We start from the raw sequence: 16,525 nt of genomic DNA on the forward strand, positions 1-16,525 counted from the left end.
TCCTCCGTCAGCTGATGTCGTACGCCCGCAGCCACAGTTCGAGGGTGAGGACGAGCCAGAGCTTGCCGCCCTGCCGGGGCAGCAGCGCCCCCTCGCCCCGCATCCACGCGCGGACGGTGTCCTGCCGGAACAGCCCCCGCGCCCGCGCCTCCCGGCCGAGCAGCAGGTCGCCGGCCAGCTCCCGCAGCGGCCCGCCCAGCCACTGCTGGACCGGGACCCGCATGCCGCTCTTCGGCCGGTCCACGACCGTGTCCGGCAGCAGGTCCCGTACGGCCTCCTTGAGCACCCACTTCTCCACCGCCCCGTTCAGCTTCCACCGGGGCGGTGTGGCGAAGGCGTGGTCCACCACGCGGCGGTCGAAGAGCGGGGAGCGGCCCTGGACGGACTGCGACGAGGTGAGCCGCTCGACCTTGGTGAGGATGTGGTGGGCGCCCTTGGTCCGCAGGTTGCAGTGGAGGAGCTGGTTGAGCAGGTGGTCCATCCGGCCGTCCCTGGGCGCGGGCCGCAGGTAGGGCGTGACGAAGCGCTGCGGCGCGGGGGCGGTGGCGAGGGCGTCCAGGACACCGGGGGTCAGCAGGTCGGGGAGGTCGGTGAAGCACTTGCGGTACGAACGCAGGTACGCGGTCTCACGCGCGTCCTCGGCCTCGCCGCCCGGCAGTTGGCGACGGTGCATCTCGTTCACCAGCATCGGCAGGTTCTTCGGGCCGCCGAACACCGGGTCCCCGCCCTCCCCGTTGAGGACGACCCCGAGCCCGTCCCCCGCGACGGCCTCGGCGAGCATCAGGTTCGGCACGGTCAGCGGATCGCCCACCGGGCTGTCGAGCAGCGCGGCCACCTCCGCGAGACGCGCGGCGACCGCGTCCCCCGAGACCGAGAGCACGCGGTGCCGGGTCCCGCAGTGCGCGGCGACGAGGCCCGAGTACCCCAGCTCGTTGGGGAGTTCGGCGCCGAAGCTGATGGAGTACGTGTGCACGGGGTGGGAGTGCAGCTTGGCCGCGAGCGCGGTCACCAGCGAGCTGTCCACACCGCCGGAGAGCAGGACCCCCACCGCCTCGGCCCCGGGCAGCCGCATCGCGGTCGCCTCCTCCAGCAGCTCGCGCAGCCGCAGGGCGTAGGACTCCCCCGAACGCCCCTCGCCGTCACGGGCGTCGGCGGCGAGCCGCTCCGCCGGCTCCCAGTAGTGCTCCTCCTTCACCGAGCCGTCGGCCGCGAGGCGCAGACAGCGGCCGGGCAGCACCTCCCGCACCCCGCGCAGCAGGGTCTCCTCGCCGGGGAGGTAGGCGAAGGTCAGGAAGGAGCGGACGGCGGCCAGGTCGAGCCCGGTGCCGAGCGCGGGCCAGCGGCGCAGCGCCCGCAGCGAGGTGGAGGCGGCCCAGCAGTCCCCGGCGCGGGCGTAGAACAGCGTCCGGGCGCCCATCTGGTCGCGGATCAGGACGAGGTGGTCGTCCTCCCGCACGGCCAGCGCGAACATGCCCTCCGCCGCGAGGATCCCGGCCGTGCCGAGCCGTACCCAACAGCGCAGCAGCAGCTCCCCGTCCGGGCAGTCGGGCGGGGCGGGCGAACCGGCCGCGGCCAGGGCGGCGAACAGCACGGGCCGGTTGTGGAGCGGGACCTCGCCGACGGCGGTACGCCCGTACGCGCCGAACGGCCCGGTGGCGTAGCCGGGTTCGTCCTCGATCAGCGCCAGCGCGGGCGCCCCGTCGCGCACCGGGAGCCCCATCGAGGCCAGTTGGTCCCGGGCCCGTCCGGGCTCCGCCGCCAGGCAGGCGCAGAACCGCGCCATGGTCACCTCTCCCGCTCGTCGTTCCGTACGTCCGCGCACCCCGCCGACTCCGCGAACCCGCCCTGCCACCAAGCGCGTTCGGGGCCGGGCGGCTCACCCGAAGTCGTCGTCGTTCCAGCCGCCGTCGTCGTCGGAGTCCCAGTCGCCCGTGTCGGCGTACCCGCCGCCCGAGTCCCCGCCGGACGAACTCCCCGCCGCCTCCTGCCGCTGTCGCAGTTCCTCCTCCTCTTCGGGGGTGAGGCTCTCCGGCGGGTAGTGGGCGGCCGTGATCGCGAGGGCGGCGAGGCCGAGTCCGCCGAGGACGACACCCGCGCGGCCCCCGAACGACGTCCGGTTGACCATGACCGTCTCGCCCTGGCCCCAGACCGTACGGCCGTAGCCGATGTCCCGGCCGTACGTCACGCGCCCGTCCTCGTGGACGCGTTTGATGACGCGGTCGCCGAGGAGTTCGTCGGTGCCCGAGGCGCCCCGGTTGTCACGCCAGCGCACCTTCCCGCCCTCGCGCCGCCGCCACTCCTCGCGGCCGCCCCGGGGGTCGCCGTCGGCGTCCTCGTAGACGCGGTGGACGGTGCCGTCGGCGAGCAGGTCGTCGCTGTAAGGGATTTCGCGTGGCCGGTTCATCGTCTCTGGTCCTCGGTTCGCCGGATCGGTTTCCTGCCGAAGGGGTCGGTCGCTGCCGTGGACGGTCGCCCCCGGCCGGTCAGTGGTCCGGCCGGTCAGTGGTCCGGCCGGTCAGTTGTCCGGCCAGGTCATGAACCCCGCCGCCCGCAGCTCCCGCAGGCCCGTCCACACCGAGTGGACGGGCGTCCGCGGCCCCCGCACCAGGCGCTGGACCGTACGCAGCAGCCGCGCCGGGTGCACGGCCTCGACCTCGGCCGAACGCCCCCGCGCCAGCCACTCCCGCTCGCGCCGGTCCAGGCCGGCCGGGAGCCTGGCCTCGCAGGGCACCCACGCCGGGCCGCGCGCCGCGGTCAGCCGCATCGCGATCGCGTGCCGCGGGACGAGGCCGAGCGAGGCGACCCGTACCCCCGGATGGCCGTCCCGCAGGCGCGCGGTCAGCGCGAGCCCGGCGACGCTCGCGTCGTGCAGGACGTGCACCGTGGCCCCCTCCACCCGCGCGAGTCCGGCCAGCAGCCGGGGGTCCAGCGGCAGGTCGTCGGCGGCGAGCACGGGGCAGGCGGCCTCCAGATGCAGATCGTTGGCGAGCAGCATGCGGGCCACGGAACGGCTCTGGCAGACGAGCAGCCGGGGCAGCCCGTAGTCGTACAGATCGGGCTCGCCGGACGCGCCGGGCGCGAAGGAGTCGCCCACCGGGAGGCCGTCCGCCGTCCCGCCGCCGTCCCCCGTCCCCGTATCCCACGCCCCCGCGCCCCACGCGCCCGTCCCCGAGGCCGGATCCGGCCCCAGCAGCCCCCGTATCTCGCCGCGCCGCCGGGACAGGGCTTCCTCGAAGCGTCCGTACGGTACGGGCGGGGCCGGCGTGAAGCGGAGCACGCGCGGCAACCGGCCCACGGGGCGCATCACCCGGCACAGCTCGTAGTAGAGCTGGCGCTCGGTGAACAGGATCCGCCCGGGCGCGCCCGCGCGCGCGACGGCCGCGTCGAGCGCCCGGTCGAGGAGTCGCCCGCGTACGCCGCGCACACCCCCGGCGCCCTTCGCGCCCCGTACGCGCCGCCCTGCCCGTACCCCTTCGGCGCCGGTCGTCCCCCGCGTCACCGGGTCCCCCGCCCGAGGGGCCCCTCCAGCGCGGACGCCGCCCGCCGCAGGCCGGCCGCCAGGCGCTCGCGCACGGTGGTGGTGCCCACGCCCTCCACCCGCTGGACCCGCTCGATGTCCCGCAGGGCGGCGGCGAGCAGCCCGAAGTCCGTCGCGACGCGGCTGACCGTGCCCACCGCCCGGCGCGGCTCGCGCACCACGTCCTCGGTGGCGCGGCGCTCCGCCTCGGCGGCGGTGATCGCGTAGTCCTCGTGGTCGATGCCGAAGCCGGTGTTGGCGGCGAGGATGTTCAGCGGCCGCCCGCCCCGGTTGGCGAACGAGTGGGGCATCATCTCGGGGATCCGGATCATCGCTCCGGGGACGAGCCGGATCTCGGTGACCTGGCCGCGCGCGGCGTCGTAGAGACCGCACGACGCGTGGCCGAGGCTGAGCACGACGTGCTCGCCGCCGTGCGCGTGCGGGGTGAACGCGCTGCGCGGGCCGACCACGCCCAGCTTGAACGTGGCGTTCGACGGGCGCTCGGGCGAGGTCTCCGCGTCGCCCACCAGGTAGTGGGCGAACTGCCCGTCGTCGATGAACGGGAGGAACTCCTCGCGCGGGCCCAGCTCGCGCGCCCCCTCCCGGTCGGCGAACAGCACGCGGCCGTCGGCGCCGAGGCGGAACACCTCCACGCCGAAGGGGAGGCTCCGGGAGAGCTGCTCCATGTCGCGCAGCGCACCCCGCACCCCGCCGCGCGGTGCCCGTGCGTCACCCTGCCCCTGCCCGCCGGGGCCGACGTCCATGCGGGACATCAGCGTCCCCTCTCGTCTGGATCGGTACGAGGCTCACGTCGCGCCCCGGTCATGCCGTACCCGCGTCCGGCCAGGTCAGGAAGCCGAGCGTCTCGGCCCTGCGCCGGTCCGGGTCGTTCGCGTCGGCCGACCCGGTGACCCGCTCCAGGACGGTCGAGACGGCGTTCAGGAGCTTGACCGGAGGCGCCCCCACCAGCGGGCTCCACCAGCCGTCGGCCAGCCACGTCAGCTCCTCGGCCGTCAGCGTGCCGGCCGCCCGCAGCCGCCGCACGTCCGCCGCCGAGGGAGCGGTCCCGTGGGGCACCACCGCGCCCTTGGCCTTCATGACCACCCGCGGACGCAGCCCCGCGTCGACCACCCGCCGTCCCGGCAGCGCGTCCCGGGCAGCGAGCACCTGCACGCTGCCGATGGCTCCCGCGTCGTGCAGCACGACGACGGGCACGCCGTCCGGCAACGCCTGGACGGTGGTGGAGATCTCGACTCCGTACCGCGCGGGAAGGTCGTTCGCGGCCAGGAAGGACGCGACGGCCAGGTCCGCGCAGAGCAGCGCCGCGCGCGGCCGTTCGGGGCGGGGCGTGCGGCGCAGGGTCGCGTCGTCCACGATCCCGGGCGGCAGACTTCCGTACGCGAACTTCCAGCGGGCCATGGCCTGTTCACGGAAGGGGCTGAGCGGAAGGGTGTCGTACCGCTTCCTGCCGTCCTGTACGTTCCCCACCGCGCCGCCGACGGCGGCCAGGACGAGGAGTGCGCCCAGCACGACGAGGAAGTACGCGCCGCCGCCGACGGCCACGCCCGTGAAGCACAGTCCCGCTCCCACCGGCAGCCCGAACGCCAGGCACCCGATCGCCGTGGGGACCCCGCTCCGGGGGCCGCGCACGGAGTTCAGGGTCTTGCGGGACAGCACGAACCAGAACTGGCTCTCGGTGATCTTCATGCGGCCGTTGTCGGTGAGCTTCGCGGCCACGCGCAGGAAGCGGGCGTCGTGGAGGCGCAGGGAGTTGGCCCTCGGCTCCAGGGCGAACGTCCTACGGCACTTGGAACAGGTGTAGGAGGGGCGTTCCTTGTAGAGGACGTTCTCCTGGCAGTTCGGACATATCACCGAGGTCCCCCCGTCGGTCCGTCGCTCGCGGTCGGGTACCCGATCACGACCGCGATCGCCGCCCCATCGTAGATCCGGGACGGTGACGCGGCCAGAGTCGGACGTACGACCTTCCGTGAAAGCCGTCATGAACAGTTCCCCGGCACGCAGGGGGACGGGTGCCCGCCACAGCCGCGGGGCGGCGGCTGTGACGGACACCCGGAACGTCGGAGCGCGCGGGTCGGTCCCCGGCCCGGGGACCCCAGGACCTCGGGCCCTCAGGACCTCAGACCCTCAGGACCTGGCGCTCCTCACATCTCCCTTGCCGCAGGCCACCCCGTCCCGGTCCGGGTCGAGCCGCAGCGGGTCGTCCTTGCCGTTGACCTTCAGCCGGCCGTACTCGTTCGCCGCCAGCCAGTCGCAGCGCGCCTTCGTCGTCGCCCTCACCGTGTCGGGGAAGACCGTCGGGACGCAGACGTTGGCCGAGCCGTAGTGCCGGTCGCAGCCCGCGATCTGCTTGCTCACCGGCGCCGACGTCCGCTTCTTCTGCGGCTTCTTCGCCGGCTTCGCCAGGTCACCCGCGAAGTCGTGGACGTGCGCGGAGGCGTGCGCCGGGTCCGCCGCCTTCGCGGCGAGCGCCGGCGGGCCGCCCAGGTGCACCCACTTGGCGACGGACGGGATGCCGTTGGCGTCGACGGCGAAGAGCATGTACCAGCCGGGCGGCGCCAGGTTCGGGTTGCTCGTGACGTTCAGGTCGACGTTGTTCCCGTCGACCGACAACGGCAGGTCCACGAACCGCTGGTTGGGGTCCGAGGAGTGCGTCACCGCGGCCGGGCGGATCAACTCCGCCTTGGCGATGGGCCGGTCGACCGTGATGCGCTGCGTGTCGCCGTACAGCCACTCGGTGTCGATCAGCGAAGTGATCTCCGGGCGCGGGCCCTTGAGCAGGTACGGCGGGGTGTAGAGCGAAACGGCGTGGTTCCAGGTGCCGTTGCCCGGGTTGTCGCCCGTCGTCATGACCCGCCCGTCGGGGAGCAGGAACGCGGACGAGTGGTAGCCGCGCGCCTCCGGGTCGGGTGCGACCGGGTCGTAGGTGTTGGTGACCGGGTCGAACAGGGACGACTCGTAGACCGGGTTGGCGCGGTTGTGCAGCGCGCCGCCCGTCTCCAGCACCTTGCCGTCGGGCAGCAGCACGGCGGAGCCGTACATCTTGCCCTGGCCGCCGGTCTGCGGCTGCGGCCCCGCGCCGAGGTCGACCGTGCCCTGGGGCAGCGGCGGGCCCGCGACGTACTGCGGGCTGGGCGCCTTGAGGTCGATCAGGTCGGTGAGGCGGTTGGCCTCCGGGTTGGAGTCGATGTTGCCGCCGCCGATGGTCAGCACCCGCTGGTCCTGCGCGGGCGGCAGCAACACGCTGGCCGACTGGTCGCGTTCGTCCTTGTTCCGCAGGCCGGGGATGTCGGTGACGGTGTTGGTGTCGTAGTCGTAGATGGCCGAGCCGGTGCCGGGGGTGCCGTTGCCGAAGACGTGGCTGCCGGAGTAGAAGAGGCGGCCGTCCTGCATGAGGATCATCGACGGGTACAGGCCCCAGTACGACCAGGTCTGGTTGACCTGCCAGAGCGGGAGCCACTGGTTCTGCGCGGCCGACCAGCGTTCGGCGGTGACCGATCCGCTGGAGTCCTCGCGCAGCCCGCCGAACGACAGGACGTCACCGTTGCCCATGACCGTGGCGGACGGGTACCAGTGGCCGTCGTTCAGGTCGTTGGTCCTGGTGTACGTCTCGGTGTCGGGGTCGAAGAGGTACGAGTCCTTCAGCCCCTGGTAGCCGATCGTGCCGTCCGCGGACGGGTAGCCCTTGTTGCCACTCATCACCAGCACGCGGCCGTCGGCGAGTTGGACGTGGCCGGAGCAGAACATGTCGTCGGGGGTGGGGATGACGCGGTACGTGCCGGCCGCGGGGTCGTAGACCGCCGAGGTGAACGTACCGGCCTCGAAGTTGTCGGTGTTGTTGCCCGAGCCCGCGATCAGCAGCACCTTGCCGTTCTTGAGCACCACCGAGTGCATCGAGCGCACCGGGTTGTCGGTGGGCAGGATCTCCCACCGGCCGTCGGCGCACTCCGCGGTGGTGCCGGTGCAGGTCGGCCCGACGGGCGGCAGGGCGACCTCTTCCATGACGTAGTCGTCGGTGGTCACACTGCCCGTGCCGTACACGGAGGCACCCCAGGTGATCCGGTCGGTGCCGGGCGGGATCTCCGGGGTACGGACCTCGGCGCGCTGGTAAGTGGCGCTGAGATCCAGGGTCTTGAGGTCCGTCCAGTACTGCCAGCCGGCCGTGGTGTCGTGCCGGAAGAGCGTGACCGACACGTCGGGAGTGGTGGACTTGTACCAGAGCGAGAGGTCGTACTGCTTGCCCGCCGACACGGCCGGGGCGCAGGCCGCCGACTCCGTGATGAGCGCCTTGCGGTCGCCGTCGACCCGGCGGGTCAGCTCGACCTTGAGTGCCTTGGTGCCGGTGTGGGCGTCCGCGACGGTGTCGAAGGTGAAGTCGTTGTCGCCCCAGCCGGACCGCTCCCAGCAGTACGGCATCCCGTCGCCGCCGGTCCCCGCGGTCTCGAAGCCGGGGTTCTTGATGAGGTTGGGCCCGGCCGCCGCGGGCTGCTGGGCGCTGAGGAACAGCCCGCCGGTCAGGGCGGCGACGGCGAGCAGCGCGGTACGGCGCCGGGGGCGCGGGGGCGTACGGAAACCGTGCCGGAACCCGTGCCGGACGCGGCTCGTGCGGAGTCGGAGGAGCGATGTCACCGGCTGATCCTTTCGGTACGGGTCAGCGCCACCCGGCTCTCCGGGACTGCGTGCCCGGCGCCGCCGCGGCGGCGCTCCCGCTTGGGCAGGTAGACCAGCGCCTCCGTACCCGCGAACCGCAGGACGAACGTCGCGAGCAGCGCGCACGCGGTGGCCGTCAGCACGCCCATGGAGAACTGCGAGACGAACAGCGCGATCAGCGGGATGCGCAGCAACAGGTCGGCGTTGGCGAGCAGCGCGAATCTCCCGACCCGGTCGGCCCAGTGCCGGTGGACCCGCCGGCTGCGGAAGAGCAGCACCTCGATGAGGACGAAGTTCCACAGCACGCCGAACTGGTTGGCCAGCACCTCGGCCGGCAGGTAGTGCAGCCCGGCCGCGGTCAGTCCGGACAGGGCGAGCAGGTTCGGTACGAAGCCGGTGAGCCCGATCAGTCCGAAGGCCAGCATCCGGGCGACCGGCGAGGCGGTCCGCAGCTCCACCAGGTGCCGCAGGAAGCGCAGGCCCTCCTTGGCGGACGACTTGGACTCGCCCGCGAACCGGTCGCGGAAGACGAACGGCACCTCGGTGGGCTGCTCGGGCCGGCACCGTACGGCCAGCTCCAGCAGGATCTTGTAGCCCAGCGGCCGCAGCGCCTCGGAGGTGACGGCGCTGCGCCGGATCGCGAAGAAGCCGCTCATCGGGTCGCTGATGCCGCGCAGGCGCCCCGGGAAGACGCCCTTGGTGAGCCAGGTCGCGGCGCGGGAGACGGCGATGCGGTAGCCGCCCGCCAGTCCGGCGCGGCTGCCGCCGTCGATGTAGCGGCTGGCGACGACGAGGTCGGCGGACTCCCGTTCGCCCGCCGCGACCAGGTCGGGCACGAGGGCGGGCGGGTGCTGGAGGTCGGCGTCCATGACGACGATCCACTCGGACCCGGCGGCCTTGAGGCCGACGACGACGGCCCCGCCGAGGCCGCCTTCCGGGGTCTCGCGGTGGATGACGTTGACCGGGAAGGGGCAGTCCTGCGCGGCGGCGGTGATCACCTCGGGGGTGTCGTCCGTCGAGTCGTCGACGAAGAGCACCTCGCAGGGCAGTCGGGCGGGGACTGCGTCGGTGAGCTGGCGGAGCAACTCCCGTACGTTCCCTGACTCGTTGAAGGTCGGGATGATGACGGTGACGGCTCCGGGCTCGGCCACGGCCGTCGCTTCGAGCTCCGGATCGCCGAGCTCGCCGGCTCCGACGGGGGGAAGAATGCTCATCGCTTGCCTCCCACGATCTGCCGGATCTCGATCCGGTCCTCGCCCGCGCCGAACACGGCGACGGCGGTCGAATGGTTGAGGGCGTCCCGCACGTTCGGCAGGTCGCGCGCGTCGCGCCGTACGGTCGGGGAGGCCACCACGTAGTCGAGGTCGCGCCACCCTCCGGGCATCGTCTTGGTGACGGCGGGGTCGAGGTCCGCCTTGTAGAACCAGATGGCGCCCAGGCCTGGTTCATACCCGGCGTGGACGAGGTCGAGCCACAGCGCGTCGTCGACGAGGACCCGGGCCGAGGACGGGTCGGGCACTTCCTTCGCCATCCATGAGGCGGCGGCCCGGTAGGGGGCGTTGGCGTCGGCGGTGATGGCGGTGTGGTTCCCGTCGTACCACCGCGGTACGACGTACACGAGCGCGGTCGCGGCGAGCACCCCGAGAGCCGTCCAGCGGGCGACGGTGAGCGTCCGCCCCTCCTGGGGGCCGCGCCGCTTGCGCAGGATCGCGTGGGTGACGCTCGCGGCCCCGCCGGCCAGCACCAGGGCGAGGAACGGCAGCCCCTGGATGACGTACATCGCGGGGAGGTAGCCGGACGGGCGCAGCGCGACGAGGGTGAGGATCACCACGGCGAGGGCCGGTCCGGCGAGCGCGCGGGCGGTGACGGACCAGCGCAGGGTGAGCATGAGCAGGACGGCGCCCGCGATGCCGCCGAGCGGCAGGATCCGGTCGTAGTAGAGCCAGGAGCGCAGCACCCCGTTGGAGCCGGTGCCGCTGTCGAGCACGAAGCCGGAACCGGGCCGGCTCATCTGGTAGACGATGCCGTCCCACAGCGACACGTGCCCGGCGCCCGCCAGCAACTCCCCCTTGAGCAGGGCGAAGAGGGGGTACGAGAGGCCGATCAGCGCGCAGGCGGTGATGGCCCCGGTGAGCGCGAACTTCCGGGTGTCGCGATGGCTGTGCCGCCACATCGTCAGCAGCAGCGCCGGCAGGATGACGAGCATCGTCTCCTTGGTGAGCACCGCGACGGCGGCGGCGAGGCCGGCCGCGAAGTGGTGCCAGAGATGCCGGTTGGGCGAGGCCGCGAGGCAGAACGCCAGCAGCATCCACATCACGGCGATGTTGTCGAGGAAGATCTCCCGCTGGAGCACCACGGACAGCGGCGAGAGCCCGAAGAGGACCATCGCCAGGCCGGCCGCCCAGCGCGGCAGCCACAGCCGCCGGGCGAGCACGTACAGCAGGACGGCGCTGGCGGCGCTGACGAGCAGCATCGAGAAACGCATCGGCGCGACGGTCATCGACTCGGGCGAGATGAGCGACGGCAGCCAGGTCAGGAACGCGATCTGCATCCAGCCGAGGGGCGGATGGTCGTACCAGTACGTGTAGTGGGCGAGCCCGCGGCCTTCCTGGACGGCCCAGGCCTGGGCGAGGTAGGTGCCCTCGTCGTCGCTGAGGCTCGGATAGTGCTGGATGTTCCAGCCCTGGACGATCAGGATCGCGACGAGCAGCAGCCCGCACAGCAGCAGGTCGGACCGCGAACTCCGGAAGCGCACCACGGGGCGGACGGTGAGGTGCCGCTTGTCCTTGTTGCCGCCGCCCTGGTCATGGGCAGGCCTTCGCTGCGCGGGGACGGCCGTCTTGGTCGTCACCGCGGGGAGGGTGGAGGTCACGCGTGGACGTCCTCTCGGATGAGGTGCGCGCCGACATGACTGGTCAGCTCCCAGTCACTGCGTCCCCGCTGTTCGCGGTAGACGGCCCGGATGGCGGCGCCGGCGAGGAGCACCTGGTAGAAGGGGCCGCCGACGACGAGCTTCAGGTAGTGCCAGAAGCGGACGCGCAGCCCGTACTGCTTGCCGAAGTCGTGGAGTCCCACGACCTCGAAGACGAAGGTGACCATGGCGGTGACCAGCGGCAGGAAGGTGACGAAGGCGACGGCGACGGAGACGTCGAGGAACAGCGCGATCGCCACGTTGAGCGGGATGATGATGCCGGTGAACGCCTGGAGGAACGGTGTCATGAGGGTGTAGCGGGCGAGCATCCGCTGCCCGCGCGTGGGCAGTTGCTTCCAGTCCTTCTTGCGGTAGACCTGAAGGAAGCCCTGGTTCCACCGGGTGCGCTGCTTGAGCAGGGACATCAGGGAGCCCGGGGTCTCCTCGCGGGTCACCATGTCCGAGTCGTACGCGACGACGACCTTCTTGCCGACGCTGGAGAGCCGGACGCCCAAGTCACAGTCCTCGGCGAGGCAGTTGGGGTCCCAGCCGCCGGCCTCGCGCAGGACGTCGGTCCGTACGAAGACGGTGTTGCCGCCGAGCGGGATGAAGCCCTTCTGGGCGTGCAGGTGGAGCCTGCTGCGGAACCAGAAGAAGTACTCCAGGCAGTTGCGCAGGCTGTACCAGCTGGAGTGGAAGTTGATCAGCTGCACGCCGCCCTGGACGACGTCGGCGCCGGTGGTGCGGAAGGCGTGGTCGACGTGGGTCAGCAGTTCGGGATGGACCTGGTCCTCGGCGTCGAAGACCCCGACGACCTCGCCGGTGCAGTACGGCAGCGCGGTGTTGAGCGCCTTGGGCTTGTTCTTCGCCTCGTGGGTGTCGACGACGACCCGGACGCGCCCGGGGTCGCGGGCCGCGGCCCGCTCGGCGACCTCGGCGGTCTCGGGGTCGTCGTGCCCGACGATGACGATGATCTCGAAGTCGGCGTGGCTGGACTCCAGCAACCGCTTGATGGTCTGCTCCAGCACGGCCTGTTCGTGACGGGCGGGCAGGAGCAGCGAGAACGAGCCCGCCCGGCCGCCGTCGGGCCGGTCGAAGCTGGTCGAGGCCAGCGTCTCCGGCGTTCTCCAGGCATGCATCTGCCACCACAGCGTGAACGCGGCCATCCAGAAAAGTGCAAGTGAAACGGCGGCAATGAACACGGACGTGACCACACGGCCCCCCTCGGCCTGGGCACACCGCGGCAAAGGCCCCCCTTGGCCACCGGCTGCCCGTCAATCCCCCTGGGACGCAGGTCCCCCCTGCGTACCCCTTGTGTCTCTCGTGAAGAGACTAGGGGGGACCTGTGACGGTCGGAGGGCCGATTTGGTGAATACTGCGTTTCAGGCCGATTCGCGTCGCGTCACAATCCGGCCACGGCCGGGGTCTTACCGGTCAAATCCGCCCAACTCGCTTCTGAGGGTGGCCACTTCGGTGGTCGGGGCGGCGCAGACGAAGTGCCGGCAGACGTACGCGGCGGCCTGTCCCGCGACCAGTGGCCGGTCGGCGAGGAGCGGGAACTCGTCGCTGCCGGGTGTCCCGGCGGCCACGACCGCGCCGGGCGCGGTCGCCAGCAGGGCCGTACGGTGCAGCTCGGCCGTGCGCACGTCGCCGACGGGGCCGAGGGAGGGGCCGACGACGGCGATCTCCCGCGGGCCGTCGAGGACGGCCTCGGCGACGGCGAGTCCCCAGCCGATGAAGCGCGGGACGCGCGGGCCGAGCGCCTTCACCACACCCAACGCCCCTTCGGCGGCGGCCCGGTGGCGGGCGGAGCCGGTGTGGGCCGCGTACGAGAGCAGGGCGCCGGCGGCGGCCGTCCAGCCGGAGGGGGTGGCGTTGTCCGTCGGGTCCTGGGGGCGGCGGATGAGCCGTTCCGCGTCGTGCGCGGTGTCGTAGAGCGTGCCGCGGCCGCCCTCACCGTCCCGGGCGACGAACTGGTCGAGCACAATGTCCAGCAAGAATCCGGCGAATTCCAGCCACGCTCCTTCCCCGGTCACCCCAGCCAGCGCGAGGAACCCTTCCGCCACATCGGCGTAGTCCTCCAGCACCCCGGCGTTGGTGCCGGCCACGCCGTCCTTGGACGTACGGGCCAGGCGCGCGGCGTCGTCCATGTGCAGCCGTACGAGCAGATCGGCGGCCTCGGTGGCCCGGTCGACCAGGTCGGGCCGGTCGAAGTAGGCGCCGGTCTCGGCCAGCGCGGCGATCGCCAGCCCGTTCCAGGCGGCCACGACCTTGTCGTCCCGGCCGGGGCGCGGCCGTTCCTCGCGCGCCTCCCGCAGCCGCCGCCGTACACCCTCGACCCGCTCGGCGTCCTCCACCCCTTCCCCCAGGGGCAGTTGCAGCACGGAGGCACCCTCCTCGAAGGTGCCTTCCTCGGTCACCCCGAAGTACCGCGCGGCGAACTCCCCGTCGGCGTCCCCGAGGACGCGGCGCAACTGCGCGGGCGTCCAGACGTAGAAGGCCCCTTCGATATGCCTCCCGCTTGTCTCGTCCTCACTGTCGGCGTCGAGCGCGGAGGCGAACCCACCCTCACCGGTGCGCAGTTCACGGACGATGAAGTCGGCGGTCTCCAGGGCGACGCGGCGCGCCAGGTCGGAGCCGGTGGCGCGCCACAGGTGGGCGTACACGCGGCACAGCAGCGCGTTGTCGTACAGCATCTTCTCGAAGTGGGGCACCACCCACTCCCGGTCCACGGAGTAGCGCGCGAAGCCGCCCCCGAGCTGGTCGTAGATCCCGCCCCTGGCCATCGCCTCACAGGTGTCGGCGGCCATCTGGAGGGCGCCCTCCGCCCCCGTACGACCGTGGTGGCGCAGCAGGAACTCCAGCACCATCGACGGCGGGAACTTGGGCGCCCCGCCGAACCCGCCGCTCCGCTCGTCGTACTCCCGGGTCAGCCCGAGCAGCGCCTGCGCGAGCTCCTCGTCGCCGGGCACCCCGTCCCCACCCTGCGCGAGCGACCGCCCGGCCAGCTCCCCCACGATCCGCGCGGCGACCTCGGACACCTCGTCCCGCCGCTCGGTCCACGCGGAGGTGACCCCTTCGAGCACCTGAGCGAAGGAGGGCATGCCCTGGCGGGGCGCGGGCGGGAAGTACGTCCCGAAGTAGAAGGGCTCCCCGTCGGCGTTCAGGAACACGGTCATGGGCCACCCCCCGTGCCCGGTGGCGGCCTGCACGGCCTCCATGTACACGGCGTCCACATCGGGCCGCTCCTCGCGGTCCACCTTGATGTTGACGAAGTGCCGGTTCATGTACGCGGCGGTGGTCGCGTCCTCAAAACTCTCGTGCGCCATGACGTGACACCAGTGACAGGCGGAGTAACCGACCGACAGCAGAACGGGCACGTCGCGGCGACGCGCTTCCTTGAAAGCCTCTGGCGACCAGGGCCACCAATCGACCGGATTGTCCGCATGCTGAAGGAGATAAGGCGAGGTCACACCAGCTAGCCGGTTCATACGAGCCAGCCTCTCACAGCGCCCCGGCTCGCTTCAGGAAGCACAGGACGAACCCCGCATTGAGTTAGGTCAACCGGCCCTAGACGCCCAAGTCGAAGTGAGGGGCGTCCGTGCCCGTGCAATCTCCGCTCCCCCTGCAGGGCGTTGCGGATGGTAGAACCATCATGAAGACACGGAATCGGTTCGTGCTGCAGGTCGGCGAGTCCAGGGGGGAAAGCCACGCTACGCCTTCGCAGCTGTATCGGCCTGGACTCGCCCACCGTCATTCGGTATCGATGTCCGCCTCCCCGGCCTCCTTGTCAGCCGACTTGATGCCCAGGCTCTCGATGAACTGCCTCTCTCGCGCGGCCACCTCATGCTGACGCGCGAGAATGAAGCCGGGGAATTCGTCGGTCTTGAGGTGCTCGATGGACGCGAGACTGACTCCGTGCGAGTCCAAAATGTCAGCCCTCCCCTCCTCTGCGAGCTTGATGAGCGCCTGCCGGATCGACACTCCTGGCGGTGTCCTCATGACGATCCGGTTGGCAGGGCTAGAAGCCCCCGGAACCCCACTTTGGGTAATGATGTGTCGATAGGTCTCGCTGTGTGCCGTCGCCAGCTGCTCCAGTACGTTGGCGGTGCTTCCGTCGAGGTTCTTCCGCTCCGGGAACGTCTGCAAATCCCAGAGAAGATAGGCGCGCACCCGAGCGCTGCGCAGGTCGAATCGTTCGGGAAAGGCACGGGCCCGTTCACCCGAATAGTTGAGCCCGCCCGTCCCCAGGGCGAAGGCCTTCATCTGCTGGATGAAGTTCCGAACCTGAGTAGTGGTGGCACCTGCGAAAGTACCTGCCAGCGACGTGGTCCAGAACCAGTTGCGGAGTTTAGCCCGTTGCTCCATTTCCACCTTTTCGGAAAAATGGAAGAAGACCGCAAGCAACAAAATCTGGATGTTATAGGGAACCAACCGGGCCAGCGGAACCCGGACTTCATCCCGCAAGAACTCAACCACCTCCTGCAGGATCCGATCAGTGTTCTCCACTGCAGTCATGAGATGGCTTTGGACCTTACGGGCCATCGTCTCCCAGGAGGTATCCCGCTGAACGTCCTCCTCACCGGACAACGCAAGGACAGTCTGGAAGATCGTCATAATCGGGATCTCACCAAATCCCGATCCAGCAACTCGCCCCTTGATTTCCTCCATCTTGTCACTGAGCGTCTCCGACCCGATATTTCCGTAGGTCAGGGCGGAAACCATCTGGTCGGGACGCATCTTCTGGCCGCTGCTGTTGATTCTCGAGAAAACCTCGATTGCCTGCTGGAGAGTACCTCCTTCCATGCGCACCACGGAGACCTTGTAGTTCTTCACCCGCTTCGCAATTCGCTCACTCTCCGTGGTGAGGCGGTCGGCTTCCTCTCTGGAGTCAGAGATTTCGGATAGTTTCCGTGCGTATTCAAGGAAGTCAAGGGTCCCCAGCACCGACCTCATGGGCAGGAAATTCCCAGGAACCGTCTCGCCGCGCTTCCAGTGGCGGTAGCGCACGCCGTCGTGAGCGGACCTGACAAGCGGCCGGTAAACCCACCACATCCAGTCCTCCTGCTGCGTCGACTGAGGGGCGTCAGCCGAGCGATGCAGGACCCCGAAGAGTGTCGAAAGCCGCTGATGACCGTCCAGCACGTAGGCGACCTTCGCCCCTTCCGGCGCCGGCGGGATGCTGCGCCCACCGATGGCATCCAGACTCTCGAGCTGCATAGTGGTCTCCCAGATGAGCAAGCTCCCCATCGGATAGCCTCGCTCCATGCTGTCGAAGAGCTGCAGCATCTGTTCGGGTCGCCAGAGGAACGGGCGCTGGAATTTCGGCACCCGCAACTCACCCTGCGAAATCCGCTCCAGTACCTGTTCCAGGAAGTGCACCTCTGGCACCACCGAAATGTCCTTGACCACCCCGAAGTCTCCCATTC

At 71.0% G+C, this 16,525-nt stretch carries 11 protein-coding genes; all 11 read right to left on the reverse strand.

The window, feature by feature from the left end:
- Positions 1 to 7: 7 nt before the first annotated feature.
- The 11 genes from HA039_RS12000 to HA039_RS12050 all read right to left on the reverse strand — a co-directional run bounded on the left by HA039_RS12000 (position 8) and on the right by HA039_RS12050 (position 16,508).
- Positions 8 to 1,822, reverse strand: a complete 1,815-nt coding sequence (locus HA039_RS12000) for an asparagine synthetase B family protein (RefSeq protein ID WP_243869365.1) — start codon at positions 1,820 to 1,822, stop codon at positions 8 to 10.
- A 54-nt stretch (positions 1,823 to 1,876) separates the two neighbouring features.
- A complete protein-coding gene (locus HA039_RS12005) occupies positions 1,877 to 2,404 on the reverse strand; it encodes a hypothetical protein (protein ID WP_167027932.1) in 528 nt (175 codons plus the stop codon).
- 111 nt (positions 2,405 to 2,515) lie between these two features.
- The gene (locus HA039_RS12010) at positions 2,516 to 3,499 is read right to left on the reverse strand and encodes a hypothetical protein (RefSeq protein ID WP_243869367.1); all 984 of its coding nucleotides are present in this window, start codon (positions 3,497 to 3,499) and stop codon (positions 2,516 to 2,518) included.
- Positions 3,496 to 4,290, reverse strand: coding sequence for a cupin domain-containing protein (locus HA039_RS12015; RefSeq protein WP_243869370.1), 795 nt, complete (start codon positions 4,288 to 4,290; stop codon positions 3,496 to 3,498). The genes HA039_RS12010 and HA039_RS12015 overlap by 4 nt, the downstream gene beginning before the upstream one ends.
- A 49-nt stretch (positions 4,291 to 4,339) precedes the next feature.
- Positions 4,340 to 5,389, reverse strand: coding sequence for a hypothetical protein (locus HA039_RS12020; RefSeq protein ID WP_167027935.1), 1,050 nt, complete (start codon positions 5,387 to 5,389; stop codon positions 4,340 to 4,342).
- Between the two features lie 273 nt (positions 5,390 to 5,662).
- Entirely contained in the window at positions 5,663 to 8,071 is a 2,409-nt protein-coding gene (locus HA039_RS12025; protein ID WP_243870073.1) for a galactose oxidase family protein, read from the reverse strand.
- An 89-nt stretch (positions 8,072 to 8,160) separates the two neighbouring features.
- Positions 8,161 to 9,399, reverse strand: coding sequence for a glycosyltransferase (locus HA039_RS12030; protein ID WP_167027941.1), 1,239 nt, complete (start codon positions 9,397 to 9,399; stop codon positions 8,161 to 8,163).
- Positions 9,396 to 11,057: an ArnT family glycosyltransferase gene (locus tag HA039_RS12035; protein ID WP_167027944.1), complete on the reverse strand. Its 1,662-nt coding sequence runs from the start codon at positions 11,055 to 11,057 to the stop codon at positions 9,396 to 9,398. Before HA039_RS12035 ends, HA039_RS12030 begins: the two co-directional genes overlap by 4 nt.
- Positions 11,054 to 12,310 carry a glycosyltransferase gene (locus tag HA039_RS12040; RefSeq protein WP_167027947.1) on the reverse strand — a complete coding sequence of 419 codons (1,257 nt, stop codon included), beginning with the start codon at positions 12,308 to 12,310 and terminating at the stop codon, positions 11,054 to 11,056. Before HA039_RS12040 ends, HA039_RS12035 begins: the two co-directional genes overlap by 4 nt.
- A gap of 213 nt (positions 12,311 to 12,523) precedes the next feature.
- Positions 12,524 to 14,587, reverse strand: a complete 2,064-nt coding sequence (locus tag HA039_RS12045; RefSeq protein WP_167027952.1) for a thioredoxin domain-containing protein — start codon at positions 14,585 to 14,587, stop codon at positions 12,524 to 12,526.
- A 262-nt stretch (positions 14,588 to 14,849) separates the two neighbouring features.
- Positions 14,850 to 16,508, reverse strand: coding sequence for a DUF262 domain-containing protein (locus HA039_RS12050; RefSeq protein WP_243869372.1), 1,659 nt, complete (start codon positions 16,506 to 16,508; stop codon positions 14,850 to 14,852).
- Positions 16,509 to 16,525: the final 17 nt, after the last annotated feature.

The organism is Streptomyces liangshanensis (assembly GCF_011694815.1).
GTDB classification, from domain to species: Bacteria; Actinomycetota; Actinomycetes; order Streptomycetales; family Streptomycetaceae; genus Streptomyces; species Streptomyces liangshanensis.

Bases quoted from the DNA above. Each gene is read 5' to 3' on its own strand.
- HA039_RS12005 (WP_167027932.1), bottom strand. From the start codon at position 2,404: ATGAACCGGCCACGCGAAATCCCTTACAGCGACGACCTGCTCGCCGAC.
- HA039_RS12015 (WP_243869370.1), bottom strand. From the start codon at position 4,290: ATGTCCCGCATGGACGTCGGCCCCGGCGGGCAGGGGCAGGGTGACGCA.
- HA039_RS12030 (WP_167027941.1), bottom strand. From the start codon at position 9,399: ATGAGCATTCTTCCCCCCGTCGGAGCCGGCGAGCTCGGCGATCCGGAG.
- HA039_RS12045 (WP_167027952.1), bottom strand. From the start codon at position 14,587: ATGAACCGGCTAGCTGGTGTGACCTCGCCTTATCTCCTTCAGCATGCG.